Source organism: Dyadobacter jiangsuensis (genome assembly GCF_003014695.1).
Classification (GTDB): domain Bacteria; phylum Bacteroidota; class Bacteroidia; order Cytophagales; family Spirosomataceae; genus Dyadobacter; species Dyadobacter jiangsuensis.
On record NZ_PYAS01000005.1, the window covers coordinates 49,127 to 73,004 of the forward strand.

Genomic DNA, 23,878 nt, shown 5'->3' on the forward strand with positions numbered 1-23,878 from the left:
ATTCATAGATATTATTCCATGTTTGAAAACTTACAGGACAAGCTTAATAACGCCTTTCGCACACTAAAAGGAAAGGATAGGATTTCAGATATAAATGTTGCCGCTACGACCAAAGAAGTACGTAAGGCATTGGTCGACGCCGATGTTAACTTCAAAGTAGCGAAAGAAATTACCGACCGCATCCGTGAAAAAGCCATCGACAGAAAAATCCTGATTTCTGTTGAGCCGGGACAGATGTTCGTCAAAATCGTGCAGGAAGAGCTGACCGAACTGATGGGCGGCAATGCCGAGGGGATCAATATCAAAGGTGACCCGGCGGTAATCCTCATCGCAGGTTTGCAAGGTTCCGGTAAAACGACTTTCTCCGGAAAACTAGCTTCTTTGCTCAAAAAACAAGGTCGCCAGGTACTCCTAACAGCCTGCGACGTGTATCGCCCGGCGGCGATCGACCAGTTGAAAGTGCTCGGTGAGCAGATCGGCGTGGAAGTCTATTCGGAGCCTGAGAACAAAAACGCCGTCAGCATCGCCCAGAATGCGGTGGCGCATGCGAAAAAGTCCGGCAAGAAGATCGTGATCGTCGATACAGCGGGCCGTTTGGCGGTGGACGAGGTGATGATGAAGGAGGTGGAAGACATTAAAACTTCCGTAAAACCTTCCGAAATCCTCTTCGTGGTCGACTCCATGACCGGTCAGGATGCGGTGAATACGGCCAAGACATTTAATGAAAGACTCGATTTCGACGGTGTTGTTCTGACCAAGTTGGACGGCGATGCCCGCGGTGGTGCGGCGCTTTCGATCCGCCAGGTGGTGGAAAAACCGATCAAATACATCAGTACCGGGGAAAAAATGGAGGCACTCGATTCCTTCTACCCCGATCGTATGGCAAGCCGGATCCTCGGCATGGGTGACGTGATCTCCCTCGTTGAACGTGCCCAACAAGCGTTCGATGAAGACGAGGCGAAACGCATTAATGCCAAAATGCGTCAGAATAAATTCGATTTTGACGACTTCCTCGGCCAGTTGCAGCAGATCAAGAAGATGGGTAACGTAAAAGACCTCATTGGAATGATTCCTGGAATGGGCTCGGCTATTAAAAACCTCGATATCGACAACGAATCATTCAAGCCAATCGAGGCGATCATCCAGTCGATGACCAAAAAGGAGCGTGAAAATCCGGATATCATCGACGGCAGCCGTAAAAAACGCATTGCCAATGGTAGCGGCACCACCATTCTGCAAGTCAACAACCTGATCAAACAGTTTGATGAAATGCGGAAAATGATGAAAAAAATGAATACCATGCAGGCGGCAGGTAAGCTGGGTAAAGCAATGCGCCGCTAATAAACACTCCTCGATGAAACGAGTTCTTCTTGTACTGACGCTGATGCTGCTGGCAAGTTTGGGAAAACTGCGGGCACAGGCAACAGTGGGTTACTACCCTTGGAGCAGCCTGCTGACCGTCAGCACGAATGCCAAAAAGGCGATCTGGCTGGATACGCGCTTGCAAACCAACTCGCTTTTCAGCAGCCTGAGCATCGACCTGCTTCCGATGATCAACCTGAAAAGAGGCGAAGTGGCACAATGGTACATCGGCGGTGGCCTCAGGCTAAATCCCCTGTATCGCATTGCCGATGCCGACGCCGACCTGATTACCATCGACGGCTATTCGGTAAATTTCGGCGTGCGCATTGCACCGCTTCCTATGAACCGCCGCATTATGCTTGCCCTGGAGCTGAATCCGTATGTAAAAGATAAGTTTGACAGCGGGGTGCTCAAAAGCCATTTCGGAATCGTGTATGCGTTTGGTAAAAAGAAAAAAGCCGACACAGCGCCGGAGCAACCGGTAAGCCCATAAAAAAAGGAGAAGAAATTATCATTTAATAATAATTTCTTAGTCTCAAAATCCCTCAAATTCGGCGAATTAGCCGTTAATTTGGGGGATTTTTTATTAAACAGTCATTCAATTTATGAAAACCCGTTTTTCCTTTCTGCTATGGCTAATGTTGGCCACCATCATTGCTCCCGAAGCCTTCTCCCAGGCTCCAAAAACTAAAAAGGTCGTCTTTGTGATCGTGGACGGCATTTCCAGCGACAGCAAGGAAAAAATCCCCACCCCGCACCTGGATGCCATCGCGAAGGTGGGCGGCTACACGCGCGCGTACGTAGGCGGGGGTAAGGGCACCTATTCGCAAACGCCGACCATCTCGGCCGTAGGCTATAACAGCCTCTTGACGGGCACTTGGGTGAACAAGCACAATGTTTGGGACAATGATATTAAAGACCCGAACTACAATTACTGGACCCTTTTCCGATTCCTGGAAGAACAATATCCGCAGAAACGCAGTGCTATTTTCTCAACCTGGCTCGATAACCGCACAAAGTTGGTAGGCACTAACCTTCCGCAAACCAACAAGCTGCAAATCGATTATTCATTTGACGGCTTTGAGCTCGACACGGTGCACTTCAAACACGATAAGCAAAGCGAGTACATTCACAAAATCGATGAAAAAGTAGTAGACGAAGCCGCGGCTTACATTCACGACAACGGACCGGATATGTCGTGGGTTTACCTCGAATACACCGACGATATGGGCCACAAGTTTGGTGATAGCGAGCAATTTCACAAGGCCATCCAGATGATGGACGACCAAATGGGGCGCATCTGGAAATCCGTCGGCTATCGCGAAAAGAATTTTAACGAGGACTGGCTGATGGTAGTCACCACCGACCACGGCCGCGATGCCAAAACAGGCAAAGGGCACGGCGGCCAGAGCGACCGCGAGCGCAGCACCTGGATCGTCACTAATGCAAAGGGATTGAACTCCAACTTCAAAGCCACACCGGGCGTGGTCGACATTTTCCCGACCGTTGCGAGGCATATGGAGATCAATATCCCCAAGGAACAGGCATTTGAAGTCGACGGCGTGCCATTCACCGGCAAACTCTCCGTAACAGCGCCGGATGTACACAAATCGGGCGCCAAAGTGAATATTACCTGGAAAGCGGTTGAGAAAGAAGGAAAGGTCAAAATCTGGCTCACTACCACGAATCAGTTCGAAAAAGGCGGTCGTGACCTTTACTATCTGATGGACGAGGTGGAGGTTAGCAATGAAAAAGCCGAAATAGATATTTCGAAATATCCTTCCGGCTTTTTCAAGATCGTTCTCGAGGGGAAATACAACAGCGTGAACCGCTGGATTGTGGAAAAGTAGGTTAGTTACCGCCCCGTCCGGCCTTATAGGAATCGTATTCTTCCAGCAAACGGATCAAATCGTCCTCGCCGGCGAAATCCAGCTGTTGTTCTTTGATGACGTAATTCAGCTTGTTCCTTTCGTCAGTCAGAAGTTTCAGGAAACTGTTGCGGTTTTCAAGCTGGACCGGATTCATCTTGTCGTCCTTCAACAAATACAATTTTGCGCCAGCGTCCATTTCCCTTGTGGCGCTGGCTTTTTCTACTTTAATAGGATTGGTGTATTTTTTCAAAAGCTTGGTGTTACCATCGTAAAGCACGCGGTAAAAGCTCTTTTCGGTGTTACTGCCCGTCGCCGGATAACCACTCCGGAAAGTATACAGCTCGACGCCGCTCGGTATGGTGAACTCCGTCACTCCGGATGAAACCCGGTACAAATTGGAACCTGCCTTGTACTCCACCTCGTCTTTCAGATAGTCGTATCTCAGCTGGACACCGTCATGAACACGGTCGTCGCTGGTCCTGACTGTACCCGAATACCAATCTTTTAACAGATAAGGGGACTTCTCCCCTGCCGCCAGCTGTGTTTCCTGATAAGGCGTTCCCGCCAGTCCCGTCGAATCCTGCGCGTGTACCTGAATGCCCATGATACAGAATGCCAGCGAGAAAATTCTTAGCAGATATTTCATGATTTAAGTTGGTTAATTTGATAAGTTCGAGGTTTGGAAGCCGTTGTTTCCGTACTTTTGCACAAAAATTGTACCTGCTCTCTTGGACATCAACGATCAGCTCATACATGTACGCCAGAGCCTCGGCGGAATCATCCCTGAAATTTTTCTGGCTATATTCTTTTGTCTGTTCCTGCTCGCAGAACTCATTTTTACCAAGCGCTTCGGCAAGGAAAAATCAACATCCTATTTGTTAAATGTAGCACTTGCGGGAAGTTTAATCGCCTTATTGCTAGTTATCGGTCAATGGAACGTGGAGCCTTCGTTCAGGTTTCAACCTTTGCTGTTTCTTGACAGGCAGGCAGTCTTCTTCAAAATCCTGATTACGCTCGCCTGGATCTTCACATTATTGCATGTCCGCATTCTAAAATACGATTTCCCGGCCGAATATCACGCACTATTGATCGCCGCTGTGATGGGTATGCATTTGCTGACAATGTCCACACACCTGCTGTCGATTTACCTCTCACTGGAACTGATTTCCATCAGCTCTTACCTGCTGGTGGCGTTATCGCCCTACAAAAAAGCAGCAGAAGGAGGCATTAAATACCTGCTTTTCGGGACCGCCAGTTCGGCCGTTATGCTTTACGGCATTTCGCTCATTTACGGCCTTACGGGCACGCTCGACATCACCAACGACGTCATGACCGTCGCTCTGAGCAACAACTCCGACCTCGTTGTAACGGTTACCATTGTACTGACGCTGGCCGGCCTGCTTTTCAAACTCTCGCTGGTGCCGTTTCACATTTGGACACCCGACGTTTACGAAGCCGCGCCTACTCCCCTTGTGTCATTCCTTTCCGTAGCGCCGAAAGCGGCCGTTATCCTCGTATTGATGCGTCTGGCTGGTATTTTACCTGCCCAATATTTCCCGGTTTTAGGTGGAATTGCACTCATTAGCATGACCATCGGAAATGTGGCCGCCCTTTGGCAAAGCAATGCGCGTCGCTTGCTGGCCTATTCGTCTATTGCGCAGGCCGGTTATCTGTTGGTCGGTATCGCGGCATACAGCCGCTTTGGCTTCGAGGCTGCCGTATTTTACACCGCCGCCTATTTGGTTATCAATCTGGCTGCCTTCTTCCTCGTCGATCTGCTGCAACCCAGACAGGAAACAGAACTCAAAGACTACGAAGGTCTCGGTCGCAACTATGTCTGGATTTCCGGCATTCTCACCGTAGTAATGGTCGCACTCGCTGGCCTTCCCCCAACCGGCGGCTTTACCTCCAAATTACTTGTTTTCTCCGCCCTGTGGGAAAGCTACCATGACCAGGAACTGACCTGGATGTTGTGGCTACTCGTCGGCGGCATTCTCAATGCAGCCATTTCTTTGGCCTACTACATGCGATTGCCTTACCTCCTGTTTTTCAAAACAGTAAGGCCCGAGGCGGTTAGCACAAACAATAGCGCTTCCGGCAAGCTGGTCGCCGGGTTATTCCTGATTGCATTACTAATGCTGTTTTTCAATCCAGAGTGGCTGACGCGGTGGATTTCAGCTTTTTGAGCTATTGACAACGCTGCTTTTCTTTTTAGGGAGCAAGTGTTTCGGAATAGGATTTCTTTCCAGAATCTCCATAATGAGCCTCTCTTTTTTCAGCACAAACGGATCATTGGATAAGTCAGGCAATGGTCGGCTCAGATATTCTGTCTGATCTTCAAGGAATTGATTTTCTTGATGTTTCATAAGCCATATATTTTTTGATACTTGAATACTCATTTATGAAACAGAAGGAAAGCATCATAATTAACTCCCTTCTTAAACGAGGTCCATTTGTTTTTACGAGAACCTCTTACCACGAAGCGAATACTGATTTCCTTCCAGTATTTTAAGATATTCATCTGATAAAGTCTCGTTCGCGCCGCTGTGCTTCCCGTAGCCAAAATAACTGACCCGGCATGATGGACCACAAATGATTGAACAGCAAATGCCACCGTACTTAATATTTTTAGCGTGTCCCCGTTGTTTGAAACAGCAGTATCATCAATAGTTTGTTTCTCGTGATCCCAATCACCAAATGATAGGCTGTAATAATTGCTGTCATTTGAAAGCGGGCGAAAAAGGATTACCTTCTTTTTCTTCCCGTAAGGGCCATCACTTATAAACTCGAACCGATGGCTGCTTTCATCAGCGATCAGATCATATCTTTCCTGATGCATACAGCACGTGTGTAAGTCTGTGGCTAGTTCTGCTACCCAATTTAACGCTTAGTCCGCTTATCACGCGCCACAAATTAGCGCGGATGTACAAGCGGCTTCCCGCGAATTATCAACGAGCGATTTACCTGTCAATTCACCGCCTTCACCGTAAACCCCGACTTCCTCAACAAAGCAATAACGCCCTTCTCCCCACCTAAATGCGCCGCCCCAACGGCAAAAAACGTCGGCTTCGCGCTCGCGATCCTGCGTATACGAGGAATCCATTTCTGGTTACGGGCAAACAGCATTACCTCTTCATTCCCCTCCATTCCGAATTCGCTTTTCAGCGTCATTCCGTAGAGTTCGTTGATGTTTTGCGTCTTGTATAACGCCACCAGGCTTTTGAATTCCTTCCTGGCCGAAGGCAGGCTGTCGATCAGGTTAAGGAGCATCTTAGCCTGGTCTTTATAAGGGATCGTATCAAAAATCGCCATTTGTTCTTCCAGCGTTTCGATACCTATTACTTCCGATTTCTGCTTGCCTGCCAATTCAACCAGTGCCATTTCATAAGATTGCGGCTGACAATCCAACACGGTGTTGAACAACGGGCCCATAAGTACGAATGGCTTCGCCCGCTCGAACATCGCAAGGCCTACATGCACTGAGTCTTTAAAAAAACGGTCAAGCCGCTGGTACTCCTGCTCGGTAACGAGCTTTTTCAACTCGTTACCGGCAGCCATATTCATCATTTTCATCATGCCGGCCATCATACCGGGGTCGTCCATATCCATTTCCAACGCCACCTGCTGCGTGCGAGCGAGTGTGCTTTTCAAGGAATCACTTAATGAAAAATCAGTCGGGCAAATGAGGTGGATCGTCCCAAACAAATACGAAGGTTTCGCCAACCCACGACCGCTGATTTCCCAGAGCAGCGAATTCTCCGTCGGCACCTGCGCCCGTGAGATAATGCTTGACAAACAAAAAACCAGCAACAACAAAAACCGATTCATATTTCAATCATTAGTTTAAAACAACTCACTCTCCTCCTCCCTTTCCTCCTTCCTCCCCTTCCTCCTTTCTCCCAAAAAACTACTCCTTATGACTATCCACCACAATACGCTCGTCGCGGTTAACCAAATCCCAAGCCGTGTAAAATACCAGTTTCACGATTTCCGATTGCTTGTCGAACAGGATTTTCTCTACGTCGTCACCCGGCCGGTGATAATCCTCGTGAACGCCCGTAAAATAGAAGATTACCGGGACGCCCATTTTAGCAAAATTGTAATGGTCGGAGCGGTAATAGAAGCGATTCGGATCTTTGGGGTCGTTGAAAGTATAATCGAGCTTAAAGTTGACATACTTCTTGTTCGCCTCTTCGCTGATTTCATGCAGCTTCGATGATAGTTTGTCGGAGCCGATCAGGTAAACATATCTCGGATCATTCTTGTGCGCTTCATCCACGCGACCAATCATGTCGATGTTCAGGTCGGCAATGGTATTTTTGAGCGGCAGTAATGGGTTTTCGGAATAATACTCCGAGCCAAACAGACCTTTTTCTTCTCCGGTCACATTCAAAAACAGAATACTTCTTCTTGGCCCTTTACCTTCGGCTTTGGCCTTGCTGAATGCTTCCGCCAATTCCAGCAGCGACACCGTTCCCGAGCCATCGTCGTCGGCACCGTTATTGATCTCGCCATTTTCGGAAATACCGATATGGTCCAAATGCGCGCTGATTACCAGCACCTCGTCTTTCTTATCAGTCCCTTCCATAAATGCCGCTACATTCTCGGTATCGATGGTTTCACTCACCCGGCCGACTTTCAATGAAACTGTATTCGCGAAGTTTTCGGAAGCAGGTTTACCCGATTTATCGATCTCGGATCTCAATTTCATGAGTTTCGCAACCGAAGTTCCCAGCATTTCTGCCGCTCCTTTCGCCGAAAACACAAATGCAGCCGTCCCCGACGGGTTCTCCTGCACCGGCTTCAAGGTAGGCGCGCTGAACCTCCGGGCCATTACCGCGCGTTGACGAATCTCTTTATCCAGGTCTTCACCGGTTTTATCGGTGATGATGAATACATATTTAGCGCCTTTCTCCTTCGCCAGTTTCGCTTTCACCTGCCATGAAACCGGGCCGCTCCATTTGCTTTTTTCCGAACTACCGCTGATCAGGTATTTACCCCCCGAAGTTTGGGGCTCGCCATCGAACAATATCACGGATTGCCCTTTTACATTGATCTTGGCATAATCACTATAACTACCGTCCTCGATGCCATAACCTACCGACACCAGGTCAGTGGTAACTTCCTCGAGAACATCCAGCAATCCATTCAAATAGAAGTCCTTATTGAATTCATATTTCTTGCCATGCGCCGAAACATATACTTCACCCCAGCTCCTTTTGTACAATTTGTACTTCTGCAAATAACTTTTAGAGCCGTCGGCATCGGCTGCAATCGGCTGCAACCCGTATTGTTTATAGTATTTTGACACGTATTCCGCCGCCTTCTTCTGGCCCGGCGAACCGGTATCACGGCCTTCCAGACTATCGGAAGCAATAATGACGAGGTGCTTTTTGAGATCGGAGGGTGTAATGCTCGCCGCATATTTGGCTGCATCGTCTTGCGGCAGGCGCTCCTGCGGCAGGCGCTCCTGCGCTAATGCCAACGTGTTGATAGACAGGAATAATCCAGCCAATAGGTTCTTGTTCATCATGAGGTTTAATGGTATTTCAATCCTTACAAATTAACGAAACGTGTGGGCGAATGCAAAACCGCTTGTTACCTCTATTATTAGTATCTTTGATTTAACAACCTACACACTATATCATGCCTGAAATCAGCCGCTTCTTCGGCATTGTTATCCGAATGTTTTTTGACGACCATAATCCACCGCATTTCCACGCAGAATTTCAGGAGTACCGGGCTATTATCGACATTCAAAGCGCAGGGCTGCTGGATGGCAATCTGCCTCCAAACATCATCCAGGTACGCGACTATGCTGTGACATGCGAGTTCAATAACGGTGAAATACGTAGCGTGAACCTTAAAGAAATAATTGAAAAGTACCGAAAGATAAATGACGGTTTGATCAGCAAATTGTCGGATCAGAATTACTTCAAAACGGTCAAACTCGATTCCTACGGGACGCTTACCTGGGACAATGGAGTCGATTTCGACCCTGACAACCTCTACCGAATGTCCGAAAAGGAAATAGCACCCTACTGACATTTTCTTTCCCTTTTTGCACTTCTTTTAGTTTAAAGGCTGTTTTTCACGGGATAACAATAAATTAATTGTAAAATACTGTTATTCAGAGGAAAAGTACGTACCTTTGCACCCTGTTTGGCCAACTTACATCCAGACAAAAGCCAAATCGGTCCTGACACGCAGTCGAGAGGATTTCGTGGCAGTGCCGTAAACATCTGATCCATAAAACAATGCAAGCCATTCGTAACATCGCAATTATTGCGCACGTTGACCACGGTAAAACGACTTTGGTCGACAAAATCATCCACGCGTCAAAGCTGTTTCGCGACAATCAGGAGTTCGACGACCTGATCCTCGACAACAACGATCTGGAACGTGAGCGTGGGATTACAATTGTTTCCAAAAACGTATCGGTGCGTTACAAAGATGTGAAAATCAATGTAATTGATACACCAGGTCACGCAGACTTCGGTGGTGAGGTGGAACGCGTACTTAAAATGGCAGATGGCGTATTGTTGCTGGTCGATGCATTCGAAGGGCCAATGCCGCAAACCCGTTTCGTACTCGGCAAGGCTATCGGCCTGGGCCTGAAACCAATCGTGGTTGTTAACAAAGTAGATAAAGAAAACTGCCGCCCGGAAGAAGTTCAGGAAAACGTATTTGACCTGATGTTCAACCTCGGCGCTACCGAAGACCAGCTCGACTTCGTAACTGTTTACGGTTCGTCGAAACAAGGCTGGATGGGTCCTGATTGGCAGAAACCAACCGAAGATATTACTTTCCTTCTCGACACGATCATCGAGCAGATCCCTGCCCCGGTAATCGAAGAAGGAAACACCCAGATGCAGATCACTTCTCTCGACTACAATGCATTCGTTGGCCGTATCGCCATCGGTCGTGTGAAAAGAGGAACGATCAAAGAAGGATCGACCGTGACCCTTTGCAAGGCCGGCGGTGTGATGAAGAAAGTAAAAATCAAAGAAGTACAGCTGTTCGAAGGTTTGGGTAAATCCAAAGTGAGCGAAGTAAGTGCTGGTGATATTTGCGCGGTAACGGGTATCGAAGATTTCGAAATCGGTGACACCATCGCTGACGCAGAAAACCCCGAAGCATTGCCACGTATCGCGGTGGATGAGCCTACGATGAACATGCTCTTCACGATCAACAACTCGCCATTCTTCGGTAAAGAAGGTAAATTCGTTACCTCACGCCACATCCGCGACAGGTTGTTGAAAGAAACTGAGAAAAACCTCGCATTGCGCGTGGAAAATACAGATACCGAAGACAAATTCCTGGTTTACGGCCGTGGTATCCTCCACTTGTCGGTATTGATCGAAACCATGCGTCGTGAAGGCTACGAATTGCAGGTAGGTCAGCCACAGGTATTGTACAAAGAAGACGAAAACGGCCAGCGCCTCGAACCAATCGAAACGCTTGTGGTGGACGTACCGGAAGAAACTGCCGGAAAAGTGATCGAATTGGCTACGCAACGCAAAGGCGAATTGTTGATCATGGAACCGAAAGGCGATCTGCAACACCTTGAATTCGAAATCCCTTCACGTGGTCTGATCGGTCTGCGTTCAAACGTATTGACCGCAACACAAGGTGAGGCTGTTATGACGCACCGTTTCAAAAGCTTCGAGCCATTCCGTGGCCCGATCCCAGGCCGTCTGAACGGATCGATCATTTCGAAAAACACAGGCCCTGCAACAGGCTATACCCTTGATAAACTGCAAGATCGCGGACGTTTCTTCGTGGATCCGGGCGATGAAATCTACGGTGGCCAGGTAGTAGGTGAGCACAACCGTCCTAACGACATCGTTGTAAACCTGCAAGAAGCGAAAAAATTGACCAACATGCGTGCTTCCGGCTCGGACGACGGTCTGCGTATCGCTCCGAAAATCAACTTCTCTCTGGAAGAATCCATGGAATACATCCAGAAAGACGAATACCTCGAAGTTACCCCGCAAAACATGCGTATGCGGAAAATATACCTGGATGAAAACGATCGTAAGCGTTACGCATCCAAACTGGAAATGGCTTAATCCAAAGCCCGACATTCCAAACCCGAAAAGGAGGCAAATATTTGCCTCCTTTTTTTATTTTTCCTGCATTTCAATATTTCCTCCGATCCCGTCAGAAAATTTGGGATTCACGCCAAAACCTGTGGTATAATTCTAATGTTTGTCACTCCTCTAAAACATTCTACGCCAATCATATTTTATTACTATTTCAAGAAAAATTAGTTTTTTGTTTTTATAATAACAAATAGCGTAGTTTGTATTGTCGACTCATTCATTTCGAGTTAACTATTTTAATATCAACACCTTAAAGATCAAATGATGTCTTACATAGAACCGGCTCCGATTAAGGATAAAGACAATCCGTTGGAGTCAATGATGCAGCGATTTGACAAAGCCGTAGACCTCCTCGGGATATCCGAAGAAATGTACTATATCCTCAAAGTGCCCCGCAAACAGGTAACAGTCGGCCTGCCGGTCACGATGGATTCCGGCGAAATCCGGACTTTCGAAGGTTACCGCGTAATCCACTCTACTATCCTCGGCCCCAGCAAAGGCGGTATTCGTTTTGATCCCGACGTCAACCTCGACGAAGTACGTGCATTAGCGGCATGGATGACTTGGAAATGCGCCGTGGTGGATATCCCCTACGGTGGTGCCAAAGGTGGCGTCGCCTGCAACCCGCGTGAAATGTCGCCTGGCGAAATCGAGCGCCTCATGCGTGCATACACGACTGCATTGCTAGATGTTTTCGGCCCGGACCAGGACATTCCGGCTCCTGATATGGGCACCGGCCCCCGCGAAATGGCGTGGCTGATGGATGAGTATTCCAAATCAAAAGGCATGACAATCCCGGCCGTGGTAACCGGCAAACCGCTGGTACTCGGCGGCTCCCTGGGCCGTACCGAAGCGACCGGCCGGGGCGTAATGGTGTCTGCATTGGCAGGTATGGAAAAGCTGCGCATTAACCCCTACCGTGCCACAGCGGCAGTGCAGGGCTTTGGAAATGTAGGTTCGCACGCGGCCCTGCTCCTGCGCGAGCGCGGGACGGCCATCCACGCGATCAGTGACATTTCGGGTGCCTATTATAATGACAAGGGAATCGATGTGGCGGACGCCATTGCTTACCGAGATGCCAACAAGGGTTCACTGGAAGGCTATTCCAAAGCAGAAGCAATTTCCGGCGATGAGCTTTTCACCCTTCCGGTAGACGTATTGGTACCAGCGGCGAAAGAAGACGTAATTACACGCAAAAATGTAGAAAGTATCCAGGCTCGCATGATCGTCGAAGGGGCCAACGGCCCTACCTCTGCCAAAGCCGATGATATCATTAATGATAAGGGCATTATGGTAGTACCTGATATCCTTGCAAATGCAGGCGGCGTTACCGTTTCCTACTTCGAATGGGTTCAAAACCGCATCGGCTACAAATGGACGCTCGAACGCATCAACCGCCGCACCGATCGCATTATGAAAGAAGCTTTCGACAAAGTGTATGAAACATCGTTGAAATACAAGGTGTCGCTCCGCATTGCGGCGTACATTGTGGCGATTGACAAGGTCGCGAGTACATATAAGTATCGCGGGGGATTTTAATGGTCAGGAGTGGTCACGGTTGGTCATTGATAGTCAGGAATAGTCAAGTGTGGTCATTGGTAGTCAGGAATAGTCAAGTGTGGTCATTGGTAGTCGGGAATAGTCATTAGGAGTCAGGTATTGTCATTTATTGTTACTCCTTGAGCTCCGCAGAAATCGCTTAGCGATGAAACATTGGTAGCTGCCGAACCGGATGCTGTATTCCGGCAAATGCCGTCAGGCATGTAACAACCGAGCATTGTTGTTGCATGCCTGACGGCATTTTAACACGATCGGGCAGCTTGCATTTTCTACCAATGTTGCATGCCTAACGGAATTTACCTTCCCAAAAACTGCATACAACTAAACTTGACAACACCTGACAACGCCTGACTAAACCTGACAACACCTGACTCCACACCGACGACACAGACACCCCAATTGGTTAACAATTTCTTAACAAGCCACTTCGGAGGCGAAACCGAATCTAAACCGGTTTCAAAGTGTTAACTTTAAGGCTAAAATTTCAACAGATTCGCTTCACGCGGGCGTACACGCTCCCGCGTGAAGCAAGCTTTAAAGTACCATGTCGTTAAGTCCCCGTTTCATTGCCGTCATTCTGGCATTCCTGATATCCCTCATTACCACCACATTCCTCGCATTTGTGGATGGGGTTTCAAAAGGGATGCTGTTCGTTTCGGCCATTTCCTCCTTTATTTCTTCCTTTTTCCTCGTGCTTTACGCCGTCGACATCCTGGTTTTCCGCGAGGTGAACAAAATGTACCGCACCATCCACAAACTGAAAATGCGGGATTTCAATATGGCCCCGCGCAAGAAGTTGATCAGGGAATCCAACCCGCTGAAGACCATCAACGACGAGATTTTTGTTTATGTAACCAAAAAACAAAAGGAAATCGATGAACTCAAAAAGCTGGAATTGTTCCGAAGGGAATTTCTGGCAGATGTTTCGCATGAGTTCAAAACACCGATTTTCGCTGCCCAGGGATTTATCCACACGCTCCTCGACGGCGCGATGGATGATGAAAACGTGCGTGAACGTTTTTTAAGGAAGGCGGCCAATAACCTCGACAGCCTCGACGTGCTCGTGAAAGACCTTCTCGTACTTTCGCAAATGGAAACCGGCGATATAAAAATGAATATCGTCCCGACAGACCTGCGCAAACTTACCCTCGGTATTTTCAGCCGCCTCGAACACATTGCCAAAAACCGCAACGTGACCTTGAAAGTGAAACCGGACGACATGCCCGAAGTGTGGATCAAGGCCGACGCCGACCGAATGGAGCAGGTAATGCTTAACCTGATCGAGAATGCGATCAAATACGGGAATGAGAATGGTAAAGTAGTCGTCCATTTCAGCGAAAGTAAAAAGTACATTGAAGTGGAGGTGAAGGACAATGGCCCGGGCATTCCACATGAGCATTTGAACCGCATTTTCGAACGCTTTTACCGGATCGACAAGAGCCGTAGCAAAGAAATCGGCGGTACCGGTTTGGGACTTGCCATTGTTAAGCATATATTGAATGCCCACGACACGAAAATCGCCGTAATGTCGAAGCCGGATAAGGGGACCACTTTTTCCTTCAAGCTCGAAAAAGCGTACCACCAGCAATTGCCGGAAGCGAAAGCGGACGATGTCGTCAATCAGTTGAATCCATAATTAATTTCTAACACCATAAACCATTATCCATGTTTATCCACAACGTATTCTTCTGGTTGAAGGAGAAGGACAACGAAGAAGCAAGACAAGCCCTGCTCGCCGGCATTAAATCCCTCGAAGCGATCGAATCCATCGAATCGGCCTATATCGGCCCTCCTGCTGCTACCCGCAGACCGGTTATCGATGCTACCTATGACTTTGCCGAGATCCTGATTTTCAAGGATGAAGCTGCCCATGATGTGTACCAGGTTCACCCGCTGCACAAGAAATTCGTCGAAGAATGCGCACATCTTTGGGAGAAGGTTGTGATTTACGACGTTGAAGCGTAAAGCCTAATATTTGTTAACAAGTTATCCACACGTAAAATGTGCATAACTTGTTAACAACTCTCAACAATACAGAACATCAACAAGTTAAGCTACATTTAAGCACTATCCACACTGTGGATAACTTTTTCCACCGCCTGTAATTTCCCTGTCTTCGGCACTATCCTTCCATCCAATTCGTTCTAGAACCAGTACAAAACGAACTAGAACCGTGAAAAAGAACAGAGTCTTGCTGTCGGTCATGATTACCCTGATCGCAGCCATTTCGATTTCATCCTGTACCTATCGTTCCTACGAGCCGGGCTATGATTATGGCTACCGGCATGGTTACAGGCGCTATCACGCACCCCCGCCGCCGCCACGTGTAGTAGTGGTGACGCCACCGCCGCGGGTCATACATGCCGACCGGCATAAGTACCGTCGTCATGACAACCATGCTTACCGTAAGCAATACCGCCACAACGACCACTACGGAAACAATGGCCGCCATCGCGGACACAGACGATAATTGACATACCTTTCGATAAAAAAAGGCCCGATACTGTGCATTAAGCCACTTTTATCTGGCCTTTTCTTTTTATTTTGCAGTTTATGGATATACTCGATGTACTAAAAACCAATGCCGGATTACATCCTGACAAGCTTGCCTACGGTTATATTGGCAAAGAGGGTGAAATCACTGAGCAACTTGATTACCATCAACTTCATCAACGCGTACTGGGCGCATCACATCTGCTAAGCAGCAAGTTTCCTGTCAACGCCAGGGTGATCCTCCTGCTACCCGCGGAAGCGGGCTTTGTATGTTCGTTCCTGGGGGCGCTGCATGCGGGTATTATTGCGGTTCCTACGCCCATCAGTTATTCCGAGCCGGGAATAAATCGTATCTTGAGCATTATGCGCGACTGCGCGGCTTCCGGCATCATTACCAATGCGAAAACCTACAAAATGCTGTTTCAGCGGAAAAACGACGCTTCTTCCGCATTACAGGACTATGATGCCGAATGGATTTTCACCGACGATCTGATGGTCGCACCGGCAGCACCAGGCGCCATCCGCCGGCATAAGGAATCCATCGAAACAGCCTATTTACAATATACTTCTGGCTCCACGAGCCAGCCTAAGGGCGTGATGATCAGCCACACCAACCTGACGGCCAATCTGCGGGCGATCAACAATTGCTTCGGGCGCACGGCCGAGGATACGTCGGTTACCTGGCTGCCACATTACCATGATATGGGATTGGTGGACGGACTTCTGTCCCCGCTTTTTACGGGTGGTACCGGTTTTGTGATCTCCCCGCTGCTCTTTATTACCAAACCCGCATTACTGCTGCAAACGATCAGCACCTATCATGCCGGATTTTGCGGCGGACCTGGCTTCGGACTCGACCATTGTCTCGCGCGCATTCCGCAGGAGCAGCTGGATGCGCTGGATCTCAGCTCGCTACGAGTCCTCTACGTGGGTGCCGAACCGATCCGGATTTCGACCCTCGAGAGATTCGCTGCCGCTACACAAGCCGCCGGTTTCAGAAAAAACAGCCTCGTACCGTCCTATGGCCTCGCCGAAGCTACGTTGGCCGTCAGCCTGCATTTGAATGGCACGCCCACTACCTACCGCAAACTGACGGATGCCAAAGAAGTGGTTGCTTGCGGCCCTCCGGTGGAATTCACCGAAGTATCCATCGTGAACCCGGTAAGCAATGCAAGCTTGCCGGATGGAAAAGAGGGCGAAATATGGGTAAAAAACAGTGGTATAGCAGCAGGCTATTGGGAAAAACCCGATGTAACCAAAGCTACGTTCCAGGCTTATACCAGCGATGGCGAAGGCCCTTATTTGAGGACGGGAGACTTAGGTTTCATGGAAAATGGTCTTCTTTTTATCACCGGCCGTACTAAAGAGTTGATTATCATCCGCGGGGTAAACTATTATCCGCAAGACATCGAGGAAGTCGTGAGCGAAAGCCATCCGGATATCCAGCCTAACGCTGCGGCGGCTTTCTCCGTCGAAACAGAGCAGGGCGAAGCACTGATGATCGTAAGCGAAGTGCGCCGGGTGGCACAAACGCCGGACGATGAGAAGGTCATCAAAAACAAAATGGCGCAGAGCGTCGGACTGGCATTTGGGCTTATCCCACATGAAATTCTGCTGCTCCAACCAGGGAAACTTCCCAAGACATCGAGCGGCAAAATCCAGCGTTTGAAAGCCCGCGAGCTATTCGCCAAAAAGAGTATTGTAGATTAATATCGGTTACTTAAAAAAGCTCCTAATTTTTAAAAAACCTGCAAAAGTACTATTTTCACGTAGCATTCAGTGCTTGTTACAAACTTCAACTAAATGAGTAAAACATTTACCGAAATTTCCGGCTGGATAGTTGAGCGCATTGCTCACCATGCGGAAATAGATCCTTCCGAAGTAGATCTGGACGCCGAAATCATCGATTACCGATTGGATTCCCTTCTCATGGTCGATATCACAACCGAGTTACAGGAATGGCTCGGGATCGAGTTAAGCCCATCCATTTTCTGGGAAATGGGCACCATTAATGCCACTACCCAATGGATTGTAGAAAATCAGGAAGCCTGAAAGCATGCTGGCCTTTTCCATCCTGGCATACCTGCTGGCAAACCTGGGAATAGGCCTTTGGGCCTCCAAACGAATCACTACTACCCAAGATTTCGTACTGGCGGGGCGCCAGCTACCGCTGATCCTCGCCGCCTCCGCGACTTTTGCCACGTGGTTCGGGTCGGAAACCATCATGGGCGCCCCTACCGAGTTTATCGAACACGGGGTGTTAGGTATCATCGAGGACCCGTTCGGCGCTTCGCTGTGCCTTTTCCTGGTAGGATTGTTCTTTGCCAGGAGGTTTTACAAAATGAATATTATCACATTCTGTGATTTTTTCAGGATCCGCTATGGGCGCAATGCCGAGCTGCTCTCCGCCATCCTCATTATTCCGTCCTATTTCAGCTGGATAGCCGCCCAGTTGCTAGCCATGGGTATTGTACTGAAAGTCGTGCTCGGCTGGTCGCTGCTCATGTGCATTCTCGCAAGTTCGTTCGTCGTAATTCTCTATACGATCTGGGGCGGAATGTGGTCGATATCGATCACCGATTTCATTCAGACGATCATGATCATCGTCGGCCTGCTCATTGTGGCAGCGGTGCTTTACAAGGAAGTTGGCGGTTTTCAGCCGCTGCTTGATGCTGCCCCCACCGGTTTTTTCCGCTTTTTTCCCGAAAATACCCTCAAAGGCCACCTCGAATACTTCGCGGCATGGATTACCATCGGGCTCGGATCGATTCCGCAGCAGGATGTTTTTCAAAGGGTTATGTCGGCGAAATCGGCCCGGGTATCGGTGCAGTCGACGTTGCTTTCGTCGTTTATGTATCTCACCATCGCCCTGTTGCCGCTTTTCATCGGGCTTTGCGGGCACCATCTGTATCCCGGAGAAGAAAAAGACGGACAGATGATCATTCCCAACATGGTTCTCAAACACATGAACCTGCCGCTTCAAATCCTGTTTTTCGGGGCGCTGGTTTCTGCGATTCTCAGTACGACGAGCAGCGCCATCATGGCTCCGGCAGTTGTATTAGGGGAAAATATCTTCAAATACTTCAAGCCAGATCTCGACGACAAAGAGTTGCTGAAAATCATTCGCGCAGGCATCATCGGTATTACGGCGGTGTGCATTTTCATGGCCGCAACCCGCGAAAGCATTTTCGAACTCGTCGCAGAATCGTCGGCATTCAGTCTCGTTTCCTTATTTGTTCCGTTGGCTGCGGGACTCTATTGGAAATCCAGCAATACCCTTGGTTGTATACTATCAATGGTTATCGGACTGGCGGTGTGGCTGGTTTGTGTTTTTATTGAAACCGAATATCCGGCCCTCATTTACGGATTGCTCGCCAGTTTCCTGGGTATGGCAGTGGGTTGGATTTGGGGAAAAATCGCCGGTGGTCCGGTAGTTGAACCATCGCGCTGATCCCTGAAAAATCAAGCCGTCTCGGCTTCGGCTTTGCGGTCCCAGCCGGCAAGCGCATTCAAATTCACCGCATCCCTGTCAGCCTGCATGATCATTTCCAGCTCTTCGATATGCTGCCGGGCCGCATTGATATATTCTTCGTCGTTCCGGATGCTCGACAAATGCTTCAAAGTCCGTTCGTCGTGAACAAAGAACGTTTTGGCCATGCGCGTCGCCTCATGCGCACGATGTCCGAGCAATTTCAATGCATCCACCCCCAGGCGCAGACTTGTATCGAACGTCTCGCGGTAAATATGCATCATTCCCGCATTCATGAGGTCGTAAGCATCGTTGCGGTTGGTCGAGCGCACGAGCATATGCAAGTGCGGAAAATGCTTTTTCACTGTTTCAATTAATTCCAACCTCTTTTCCTCATCGCTGATCGCGATAATGATCATCTGGGCACGGCCTGCGCCGGCAATATCCAGCAATTCATAGCGGGTAGCGTCGCCATAATACACTTTGAGACCCATCCGGCGGAGGAAATCGACATTGTCACTGTCATTGTCAAGCACCGTCGCCTCCACGCCGTTCGCCCGCAGAAAACGGCCCACGATATTTCCGAAGTGCCCGTAACCGGCGATGATTACCGGGTTATCTTCTTCCTCCACGTCGCTTGGGCGCTGCGCCGTTTGCAGTCCCGCGCTCACGAGGCAGAATCGTGTCAGAATAAACTTCTCATTCACCATCATCGCCAGCGGCGTCATGGCCATACTGATCGCCACCACGGCCGTCATCGTATCCGACACTTCTTTACCCAAAACACCCTGCTGAACAGAAAAGCTGAGCAATACAAATGCAAACTCGCCAATCTGGCTCAAACCAATGCTGAATATGAAGTTCTGCGCATTCCGCACTTCGAATATTTTGCCTAAAACAAAGAGAATAGCCATTTTCAGCAGCATCAGTCCGGCCACTAGCCCGATAATCAGCAGCGGCTTGGAAACCACCAGCGAAAAATCGATGGAGGAGCCTACCGAAATGAAGAACAGACCCAGCAGCAAGCCTTTGAAAGGATCGATAGAACTTTCCAGCTCGTGGCGGTATTCGCTGTTGGCGAGTACCACACCCGCTACAAATGCGCCCAGGGCAGGGCTAAGGCCTACGGAAGTCATAAGCACGGCAATCCCTACCACGAGCAGCAGTGCGGTGGCGGTGAACATTTCGCGCAATGCGGTACGTGCCATCATGCGGAAAACCGGGCGTAACAGGTATTTGCCCGTCAGCACAATCGCCGAAACCGAGAGCAATACCACAATGGCCTGCTGCCAGGCCGGCAATGCGCTCACCAGCGAGCCTCCGCCAGCATGCCCGTCGATCACCCCCGCGTGGTCGGCGAGTAACGGGAACAATGCGAGCATCGGAATGATCGCCAAATCCTGAAACAGGAGCACGGCGAACGAACTCTGCCCGGCAACGGTTTTCAGCCAGCCTTTTTCATTCAGTGTCTGCATCACAATCGCCGTGGACGACATTGCGATGATCATCCCCAACGCGAGCGCCTCTTTCCAGCCAATACCGAAAAGCATCGCAACACCGGCTACGAGGATGGTGGTCACGCCTACCTGCAACCCGCCAAGCCCCGCAATGCTCTTGCGCATACGCCACAGGCGCGAGGGTTCGAGTTCAAGACCGATGACAAAAAGCATCATCACCACGCCGAACTCGGCAAAATGCATAATATCCTGGCCTTCCATTCCAATGAATTTCAGGCCCGCCGGACCGATGATCACCCCCGCAACCAGGTAACCGAGCACCGATCCCAACCCCAGCCGTTTGGCAACAGGGACCATTACCACCGCCGAAGCGAGGTATATCATTGCCTGAAAAAAGAAGGATTGCTGCATGGTTCAGTGTGGAAAAAGTTCGTTCAGATATTCGACCCCGGCCAACTCCGCCGGATCGATGCGATCATTCACCAACGCATCCAGCAACTCGGCATATTGCTCGCCGTAGGCTTTCAGCGTATAATCTTCGATCGTATAAGTTTCATGTACCACAAAAGGTGGCAGATAATCCATCCGGCATAAATAGGCCGTTTGGTTGAATGGCAGCAAGTACTGCCCGACAGGAAAGCGGTTGTACCCCGACGAGGTATAGGCATCACGCCCGCCTCCGCACGACACCGCATTGAATATCTTCTTGCCTTTCAGCGCCTGCCCTTTCGGGCCGTAAGCCCAGTTGTATTCGAGCACAAGATCCTGCCATTGTTTCAGAATGGGAGGGCTGCTGTACCAATAGAAAGGATGCTGAAATACGATAATATCGTGCTTTGCCAGCAACTGCTGCTCCCTTTTGATATCTATAAAAAGGTCGGGGTAATGTTCATACAGATCATTAAAGGTCACACCCTTTACCTTGCGGGCATATTTTTCCAACGTCTTCTGCACATTGGATTTACTGTGAGTGGGGTGGGCAAACTGGATCAGAACTTTGGACATAATAGGGAATTGATGCAAAAAACTTACGGTACCAAAATTACGGAACCTATTGTTTTCCGCGCTTCAAGGTCGGCTTGTGCCAGATATGCTTTCGATAATGGATACCGGGTAATAGCCAGCTCACCGAAAATTCCACTGCTGAATGCCTCGAAGGTATCCGCCGCATATTCTTCCAGCACTTCGCGGTCGGTGATGTACGCGCTGAGCGTCGGAGTTGCCATTACGATGGACCTCTCACGCAGCAAGGCGTGGTCGATATGCTCGGGCTGGCCTGACGACGATCCGTACAAAACGATTTTGCCCCCTTTCCGGATTACATCCAGTGAATAGCTGAAAGTGTCCTTCCCTACTCCGTCGAACACCACATCCACACCGCGGCCCTCCGTAATTTCCATTACCGAGTGCACAAATTCCCGGCATTCCGCCAGAAAAACATGGTCGGCCCCATTCGCCAACACCACTTCTTTCTTCTCTTCGGAGCCCGTCGTGCCGATTACCGTCGCCCCAAGCGCCTTCGCCCATTTGGTAACGAGGGTGCCCACACCGCCCGCCGCCGCATGTACCAACACCACGTCGCCCGGCTTAATGGGATTCACTATTTTCACGAGCATCCTGGCGGTAAAGCCTTTCACCAGCATGGCCGCGGCTTCCTCCGAGGTAATGTCGTCCGGTATATGGATCAATTGCTGCGTCGATACCACGCGGCTTTCTGCATATGCCCCAGGGATGAAATGGTAACCCACGCGGTCGCCTACGTTGAATTCGGTCACCCACGGCCCGACGGCCTCGATAACGCCTGCCGCCTCCACGCCCGGTGTATATGGGAATGATTTGACCGGAAATTTTCCGTCGCGGTAATAAGTATCCACAAAATTCAGCCCGACGGCTTCCTGCCGCACTCTTACCTGCCCCGGCCCCGGTTCTGCAATGGACTCCCGTTCGTAACCCAGCACCGAAGGCGCTCCTTGCTTGTAGATTTTTACTATACCTGATTTATTTGCGATTGCTGTAACTAACCCTGACATGTCCGTAAGCATTGTCATTATGGAATGCTTGTTCCATCATTGGACAAATTATTTTTTGATAGATTTTATTAAAAATTCGGCTTGCTCCTGCACCAGCTCCCCATCGCCATATACCAGGAATGTCTGCCAGAAGCCCGTAAAATTCGATACGACGAAACTGGCAAGCATTGCAGGATCCCTTTTATTACTGATTTCCTCCGCTTTCTGTGCCTTTTTCAAAAGTTCTTTCAGCAGGGCCGTCAGATTGGTCGTATTTTGTTTTAGTATGGCATGCACTTCCTCGTCCACGGAACCCAGTTCGAAGGTCGATTTCACCCCCATGCAAGTCCTTTCTTCCTCGACCGTCCGGATCGCCGCCTTTTTGATGATCTTTTCGATGGCTTTCAGCGGCGACTTTGTTTCCTCAGCCACTTTCCGGTAATCCTCAAACATGCCTTCCGTATAACTGCGCAGGCATTGAAGAAACAAAGTGTGCTTATCACCGTAAGTATCGTAAATACTTCCGCGGTTCAGCCCCATCGTATCGACGAGGTCTTGCATAGAGGTGGCGTTGTAGCCCTTTTGCCAGAAAAGGCATTTCGCCCTTTCCAGCCTCTCTTCCGGTTCGAATGCTTTGTTGCGTGCCATGACTATCAGACAATTATTTCAGAACGAACGTTCCAGAATTAGGAAATATTCTGATCACACCCCAAAAGCAGACCCTGTATTTATCAGATAATGAACTTCGCCACGCCGCCGTCTGCTTTCAGGGCAGCGCCGTTTGTAGCCGATGAAAGCGGGCTCGCCACGTAAGTTACCAGGTTGGCGATTTCCTCCACCGATGCAAAACGCTGCAATAGCGAAGTTGGCCGCGCACTTTTGAAGAAATCCTTTTCGGCCTGTTCCGCTGACATGTTGTTGGCTTCCCCCAGCTGTTTGACAAAATCGGCGACGCCTTCCGACTTAGTCGGGCCGGGCATTACCGTATTCACCGTAACATTTGTACCCCTGGTCAATTCAGCCAGACCACGGCTTACCGCGAGTTGCGCTGTTTTGGTAGTGCCATAGTGAATCATTTCTTCGGGGATATTCACACCCGATTCGCTGGAAATAAAGATAATCCTGCCCCAATCCTTGGCAATCATTTTAGGGAAGAAATGCCTTGATAGCCGCACGCCGCTCAATACGTTTACTTCAAAAAAACGGAACCACTCCTCGTCCGAAATTTCTGTGAACTGTTTTGGCTCGAAAATACCTGCATTGTTGATAAGTATATCGATATCCGGCAATTGCTGCAATAGCGTATTCACTTCTTCCACTTTTGAAAAATCGGCTGCAATACCACTCACATGTCCACCCGGCGTTGATTCTTTCAATTTCAGCACCGCTTCCCTGACTTTGCTTTCCGAACGGCCATTAATGATCACATCGGCACCCTCTTTCAATAAACCCTGTGCGATGGCAAACCCGATACCTTGTGTGGAGCCGCTGACGAATGCAGTTTTTCCATTCAATTTCAAATCCATAAGACTTTGATAATAAGAGTGTAGAT

General features: G+C 49.2%; 22 protein-coding genes. 12 read left to right on the top strand and 10 right to left on the bottom strand.

Going from position 1 to position 23,878, the window contains the following annotated elements:
* The first annotated feature begins 18 nt into the window (after window positions 1-18).
* The 3 genes from ffh to CLV60_RS11340 all read left to right on the top strand — a co-directional run bounded on the left by ffh (window position 19) and on the right by CLV60_RS11340 (window position 3,212).
* Window positions 19-1,341, top strand: a complete 1,323-nt coding sequence (gene ffh / locus CLV60_RS11330; protein ID WP_106595514.1) for a signal recognition particle protein — start codon at window positions 19-21, stop codon at window positions 1,339-1,341.
* Window positions 1,342-1,354: 13 nt separating this feature from the next.
* Window positions 1,355-1,855, top strand: coding sequence for a hypothetical protein (locus CLV60_RS11335; RefSeq protein ID WP_229210924.1), 501 nt, complete (start codon window positions 1,355-1,357; stop codon window positions 1,853-1,855).
* A 112-nt stretch (window positions 1,856-1,967) separates the two neighbouring features.
* Window positions 1,968-3,212: an alkaline phosphatase family protein gene (locus tag CLV60_RS11340; RefSeq protein WP_106595516.1), complete on the top strand. Its 1,245-nt coding sequence runs from the start codon at window positions 1,968-1,970 to the stop codon at window positions 3,210-3,212.
* Window position 3,213: 1 nt separating this feature from the next.
* Here CLV60_RS11340 and CLV60_RS11345 read toward each other — a convergent pair whose 3' ends face one another.
* A complete protein-coding gene (locus tag CLV60_RS11345; protein WP_106595517.1) occupies window positions 3,214-3,879 on the bottom strand; it encodes a hypothetical protein in 666 nt (221 codons plus the stop codon).
* Window positions 3,880-3,961: 82 nt separating this feature from the next.
* On the opposite strand from CLV60_RS11345, the gene CLV60_RS11350 reads away from it, so the two are divergent.
* A complete protein-coding gene (locus CLV60_RS11350) occupies window positions 3,962-5,419 on the top strand; it encodes an NADH-quinone oxidoreductase subunit N (RefSeq protein ID WP_106595518.1) in 1,458 nt (485 codons plus the stop codon).
* Here the strand turns inward: CLV60_RS11350 and CLV60_RS11355 are convergent.
* From CLV60_RS11355 to CLV60_RS11370, 4 genes are all read right to left on the bottom strand, one after another.
* Window positions 5,408-5,599 (bottom strand): hypothetical protein, encoded by a 192-nt coding sequence (locus CLV60_RS11355; protein WP_106595519.1) that lies wholly within the window; start codon window positions 5,597-5,599, stop codon window positions 5,408-5,410. The two genes, CLV60_RS11350 and CLV60_RS11355, sit on opposite strands and share 12 nt — an antisense overlap.
* Window positions 5,600-5,628: 29 nt before the next feature.
* Complete coding sequence (locus CLV60_RS11360; RefSeq protein ID WP_106595520.1) at window positions 5,629-6,072, bottom strand: DUF6934 family protein; 444 nt, start codon at window positions 6,070-6,072, stop codon at window positions 5,629-5,631.
* Window positions 6,073-6,200: 128 nt separating this feature from the next.
* Entirely contained in the window at window positions 6,201-7,061 is an 861-nt protein-coding gene (locus CLV60_RS11365; protein WP_106595521.1) for a TraB/GumN family protein, read from the bottom strand.
* Between the two features lie 79 nt (window positions 7,062-7,140).
* On the bottom strand, window positions 7,141-8,766 hold the full coding sequence (locus CLV60_RS11370) for a M28 family peptidase (protein WP_106595522.1): 1,626 nt from the start codon (window positions 8,764-8,766) through the stop codon (window positions 7,141-7,143).
* A gap of 113 nt (window positions 8,767-8,879) precedes the next feature.
* On the opposite strand from CLV60_RS11370, the gene CLV60_RS11375 reads away from it, so the two are divergent.
* From CLV60_RS11375 to CLV60_RS11415, 8 genes are all read left to right on the top strand, one after another.
* Complete coding sequence (locus CLV60_RS11375) at window positions 8,880-9,278, top strand: DUF4160 domain-containing protein (protein ID WP_106595523.1); 399 nt, start codon at window positions 8,880-8,882, stop codon at window positions 9,276-9,278.
* A 212-nt stretch (window positions 9,279-9,490) separates the two neighbouring features.
* Window positions 9,491-11,305, top strand: coding sequence for a translational GTPase TypA (gene typA, locus CLV60_RS11380; protein WP_106595524.1), 1,815 nt, complete (start codon window positions 9,491-9,493; stop codon window positions 11,303-11,305).
* Between the two features lie 297 nt (window positions 11,306-11,602).
* The gene (locus CLV60_RS11385; RefSeq protein WP_106595525.1) at window positions 11,603-12,877 is read left to right on the top strand and encodes a Glu/Leu/Phe/Val family dehydrogenase; all 1,275 of its coding nucleotides are present in this window, start codon (window positions 11,603-11,605) and stop codon (window positions 12,875-12,877) included.
* Between the two features lie 565 nt (window positions 12,878-13,442).
* Window positions 13,443-14,534, top strand: a complete 1,092-nt coding sequence (locus tag CLV60_RS11390; protein ID WP_106595526.1) for a sensor histidine kinase — start codon at window positions 13,443-13,445, stop codon at window positions 14,532-14,534.
* 29 nt (window positions 14,535-14,563) lie between these two features.
* Entirely contained in the window at window positions 14,564-14,863 is a 300-nt protein-coding gene (locus tag CLV60_RS11395; RefSeq protein WP_106595527.1) for a Dabb family protein, read from the top strand.
* A 588-nt stretch (window positions 14,864-15,451) separates the two neighbouring features.
* Window positions 15,452-17,101 carry a fatty acyl-AMP ligase gene (locus CLV60_RS11405; protein ID WP_106595529.1) on the top strand — a complete coding sequence of 550 codons (1,650 nt, stop codon included), beginning with the start codon at window positions 15,452-15,454 and terminating at the stop codon, window positions 17,099-17,101.
* 93 nt (window positions 17,102-17,194) lie between these two features.
* Window positions 17,195-17,443, top strand: a complete 249-nt coding sequence (locus CLV60_RS11410) for an acyl carrier protein (RefSeq protein ID WP_106595530.1) — start codon at window positions 17,195-17,197, stop codon at window positions 17,441-17,443.
* A gap of 4 nt (window positions 17,444-17,447) precedes the next feature.
* Window positions 17,448-18,842 carry a high affinity choline transporter 1 gene (locus CLV60_RS11415; protein WP_106595531.1) on the top strand — a complete coding sequence of 465 codons (1,395 nt, stop codon included), beginning with the start codon at window positions 17,448-17,450 and terminating at the stop codon, window positions 18,840-18,842.
* Window positions 18,843-18,853: 11 nt separating this feature from the next.
* Here the strand turns inward: CLV60_RS11415 and CLV60_RS11420 are convergent, their stop codons facing one another.
* From CLV60_RS11420 to CLV60_RS11440, 5 genes are all read right to left on the bottom strand, one after another.
* On the bottom strand, window positions 18,854-20,701 hold the full coding sequence (locus tag CLV60_RS11420) for a monovalent cation:proton antiporter-2 (CPA2) family protein (RefSeq protein WP_229210925.1): 1,848 nt from the start codon (window positions 20,699-20,701) through the stop codon (window positions 18,854-18,856).
* A 30-nt stretch (window positions 20,702-20,731) separates the two neighbouring features.
* Complete coding sequence (locus CLV60_RS11425) at window positions 20,732-21,322, bottom strand: NAD(P)H-dependent oxidoreductase (RefSeq protein ID WP_106595533.1); 591 nt, start codon at window positions 21,320-21,322, stop codon at window positions 20,732-20,734.
* A gap of 23 nt (window positions 21,323-21,345) precedes the next feature.
* Window positions 21,346-22,347 (bottom strand): quinone oxidoreductase family protein, encoded by a 1,002-nt coding sequence (locus CLV60_RS11430; protein ID WP_106595845.1) that lies wholly within the window; start codon window positions 22,345-22,347, stop codon window positions 21,346-21,348.
* A 48-nt stretch (window positions 22,348-22,395) separates the two neighbouring features.
* The gene (locus CLV60_RS11435) at window positions 22,396-22,974 is read right to left on the bottom strand and encodes a TetR/AcrR family transcriptional regulator (protein ID WP_106595534.1); all 579 of its coding nucleotides are present in this window, start codon (window positions 22,972-22,974) and stop codon (window positions 22,396-22,398) included.
* 83 nt (window positions 22,975-23,057) lie between these two features.
* On the bottom strand, window positions 23,058-23,852 hold the full coding sequence (locus tag CLV60_RS11440; RefSeq protein WP_106595535.1) for an SDR family NAD(P)-dependent oxidoreductase: 795 nt from the start codon (window positions 23,850-23,852) through the stop codon (window positions 23,058-23,060).
* Between the last annotated feature and the right edge of the window lie 26 nt (window positions 23,853-23,878).

Bases quoted from the DNA above. Each gene is read 5' to 3' on its own strand.
- ffh (WP_106595514.1), top strand. From the start codon at position 19: ATGTTTGAAAACTTACAGGACAAGCTTAATAACGCCTTTCGCACACTA.
- CLV60_RS11335 (WP_229210924.1), top strand. From the start codon at position 1,355: ATGAAACGAGTTCTTCTTGTACTGACGCTGATGCTGCTGGCAAGTTTG.
- CLV60_RS11340 (WP_106595516.1), top strand. From the start codon at position 1,968: ATGAAAACCCGTTTTTCCTTTCTGCTATGGCTAATGTTGGCCACCATC.
- CLV60_RS11345 (WP_106595517.1), bottom strand. From the start codon at position 3,879: ATGAAATATCTGCTAAGAATTTTCTCGCTGGCATTCTGTATCATGGGC.
- CLV60_RS11355 (WP_106595519.1), bottom strand. From the start codon at position 5,599: ATGAAACATCAAGAAAATCAATTCCTTGAAGATCAGACAGAATATCTG.
- CLV60_RS11360 (WP_106595520.1), bottom strand. From the start codon at position 6,072: ATGCATCAGGAAAGATATGATCTGATCGCTGATGAAAGCAGCCATCGG.
- CLV60_RS11365 (WP_106595521.1), bottom strand. From the start codon at position 7,061: ATGAATCGGTTTTTGTTGTTGCTGGTTTTTTGTTTGTCAAGCATTATC.
- CLV60_RS11370 (WP_106595522.1), bottom strand. From the start codon at position 8,766: ATGATGAACAAGAACCTATTGGCTGGATTATTCCTGTCTATCAACACG.
- CLV60_RS11375 (WP_106595523.1), top strand. From the start codon at position 8,880: ATGCCTGAAATCAGCCGCTTCTTCGGCATTGTTATCCGAATGTTTTTT.
- typA (WP_106595524.1), top strand. From the start codon at position 9,491: ATGCAAGCCATTCGTAACATCGCAATTATTGCGCACGTTGACCACGGT.
- CLV60_RS11385 (WP_106595525.1), top strand. From the start codon at position 11,603: ATGTCTTACATAGAACCGGCTCCGATTAAGGATAAAGACAATCCGTTG.
- CLV60_RS11390 (WP_106595526.1), top strand. From the start codon at position 13,443: ATGTCGTTAAGTCCCCGTTTCATTGCCGTCATTCTGGCATTCCTGATA.
- CLV60_RS11395 (WP_106595527.1), top strand. From the start codon at position 14,564: ATGTTTATCCACAACGTATTCTTCTGGTTGAAGGAGAAGGACAACGAA.
- CLV60_RS11405 (WP_106595529.1), top strand. From the start codon at position 15,452: ATGGATATACTCGATGTACTAAAAACCAATGCCGGATTACATCCTGAC.
- CLV60_RS11410 (WP_106595530.1), top strand. From the start codon at position 17,195: ATGAGTAAAACATTTACCGAAATTTCCGGCTGGATAGTTGAGCGCATT.
- CLV60_RS11415 (WP_106595531.1), top strand. From the start codon at position 17,448: ATGCTGGCCTTTTCCATCCTGGCATACCTGCTGGCAAACCTGGGAATA.
- CLV60_RS11420 (WP_229210925.1), bottom strand. From the start codon at position 20,701: ATGATATACCTCGCTTCGGCGGTGGTAATGGTCCCTGTTGCCAAACGG.
- CLV60_RS11425 (WP_106595533.1), bottom strand. From the start codon at position 21,322: ATGTCCAAAGTTCTGATCCAGTTTGCCCACCCCACTCACAGTAAATCC.
- CLV60_RS11430 (WP_106595845.1), bottom strand. From the start codon at position 22,347: ATGTCAGGGTTAGTTACAGCAATCGCAAATAAATCAGGTATAGTAAAA.
- CLV60_RS11435 (WP_106595534.1), bottom strand. From the start codon at position 22,974: ATGGCACGCAACAAAGCATTCGAACCGGAAGAGAGGCTGGAAAGGGCG.
- CLV60_RS11440 (WP_106595535.1), bottom strand. From the start codon at position 23,852: ATGGATTTGAAATTGAATGGAAAAACTGCATTCGTCAGCGGCTCCACA.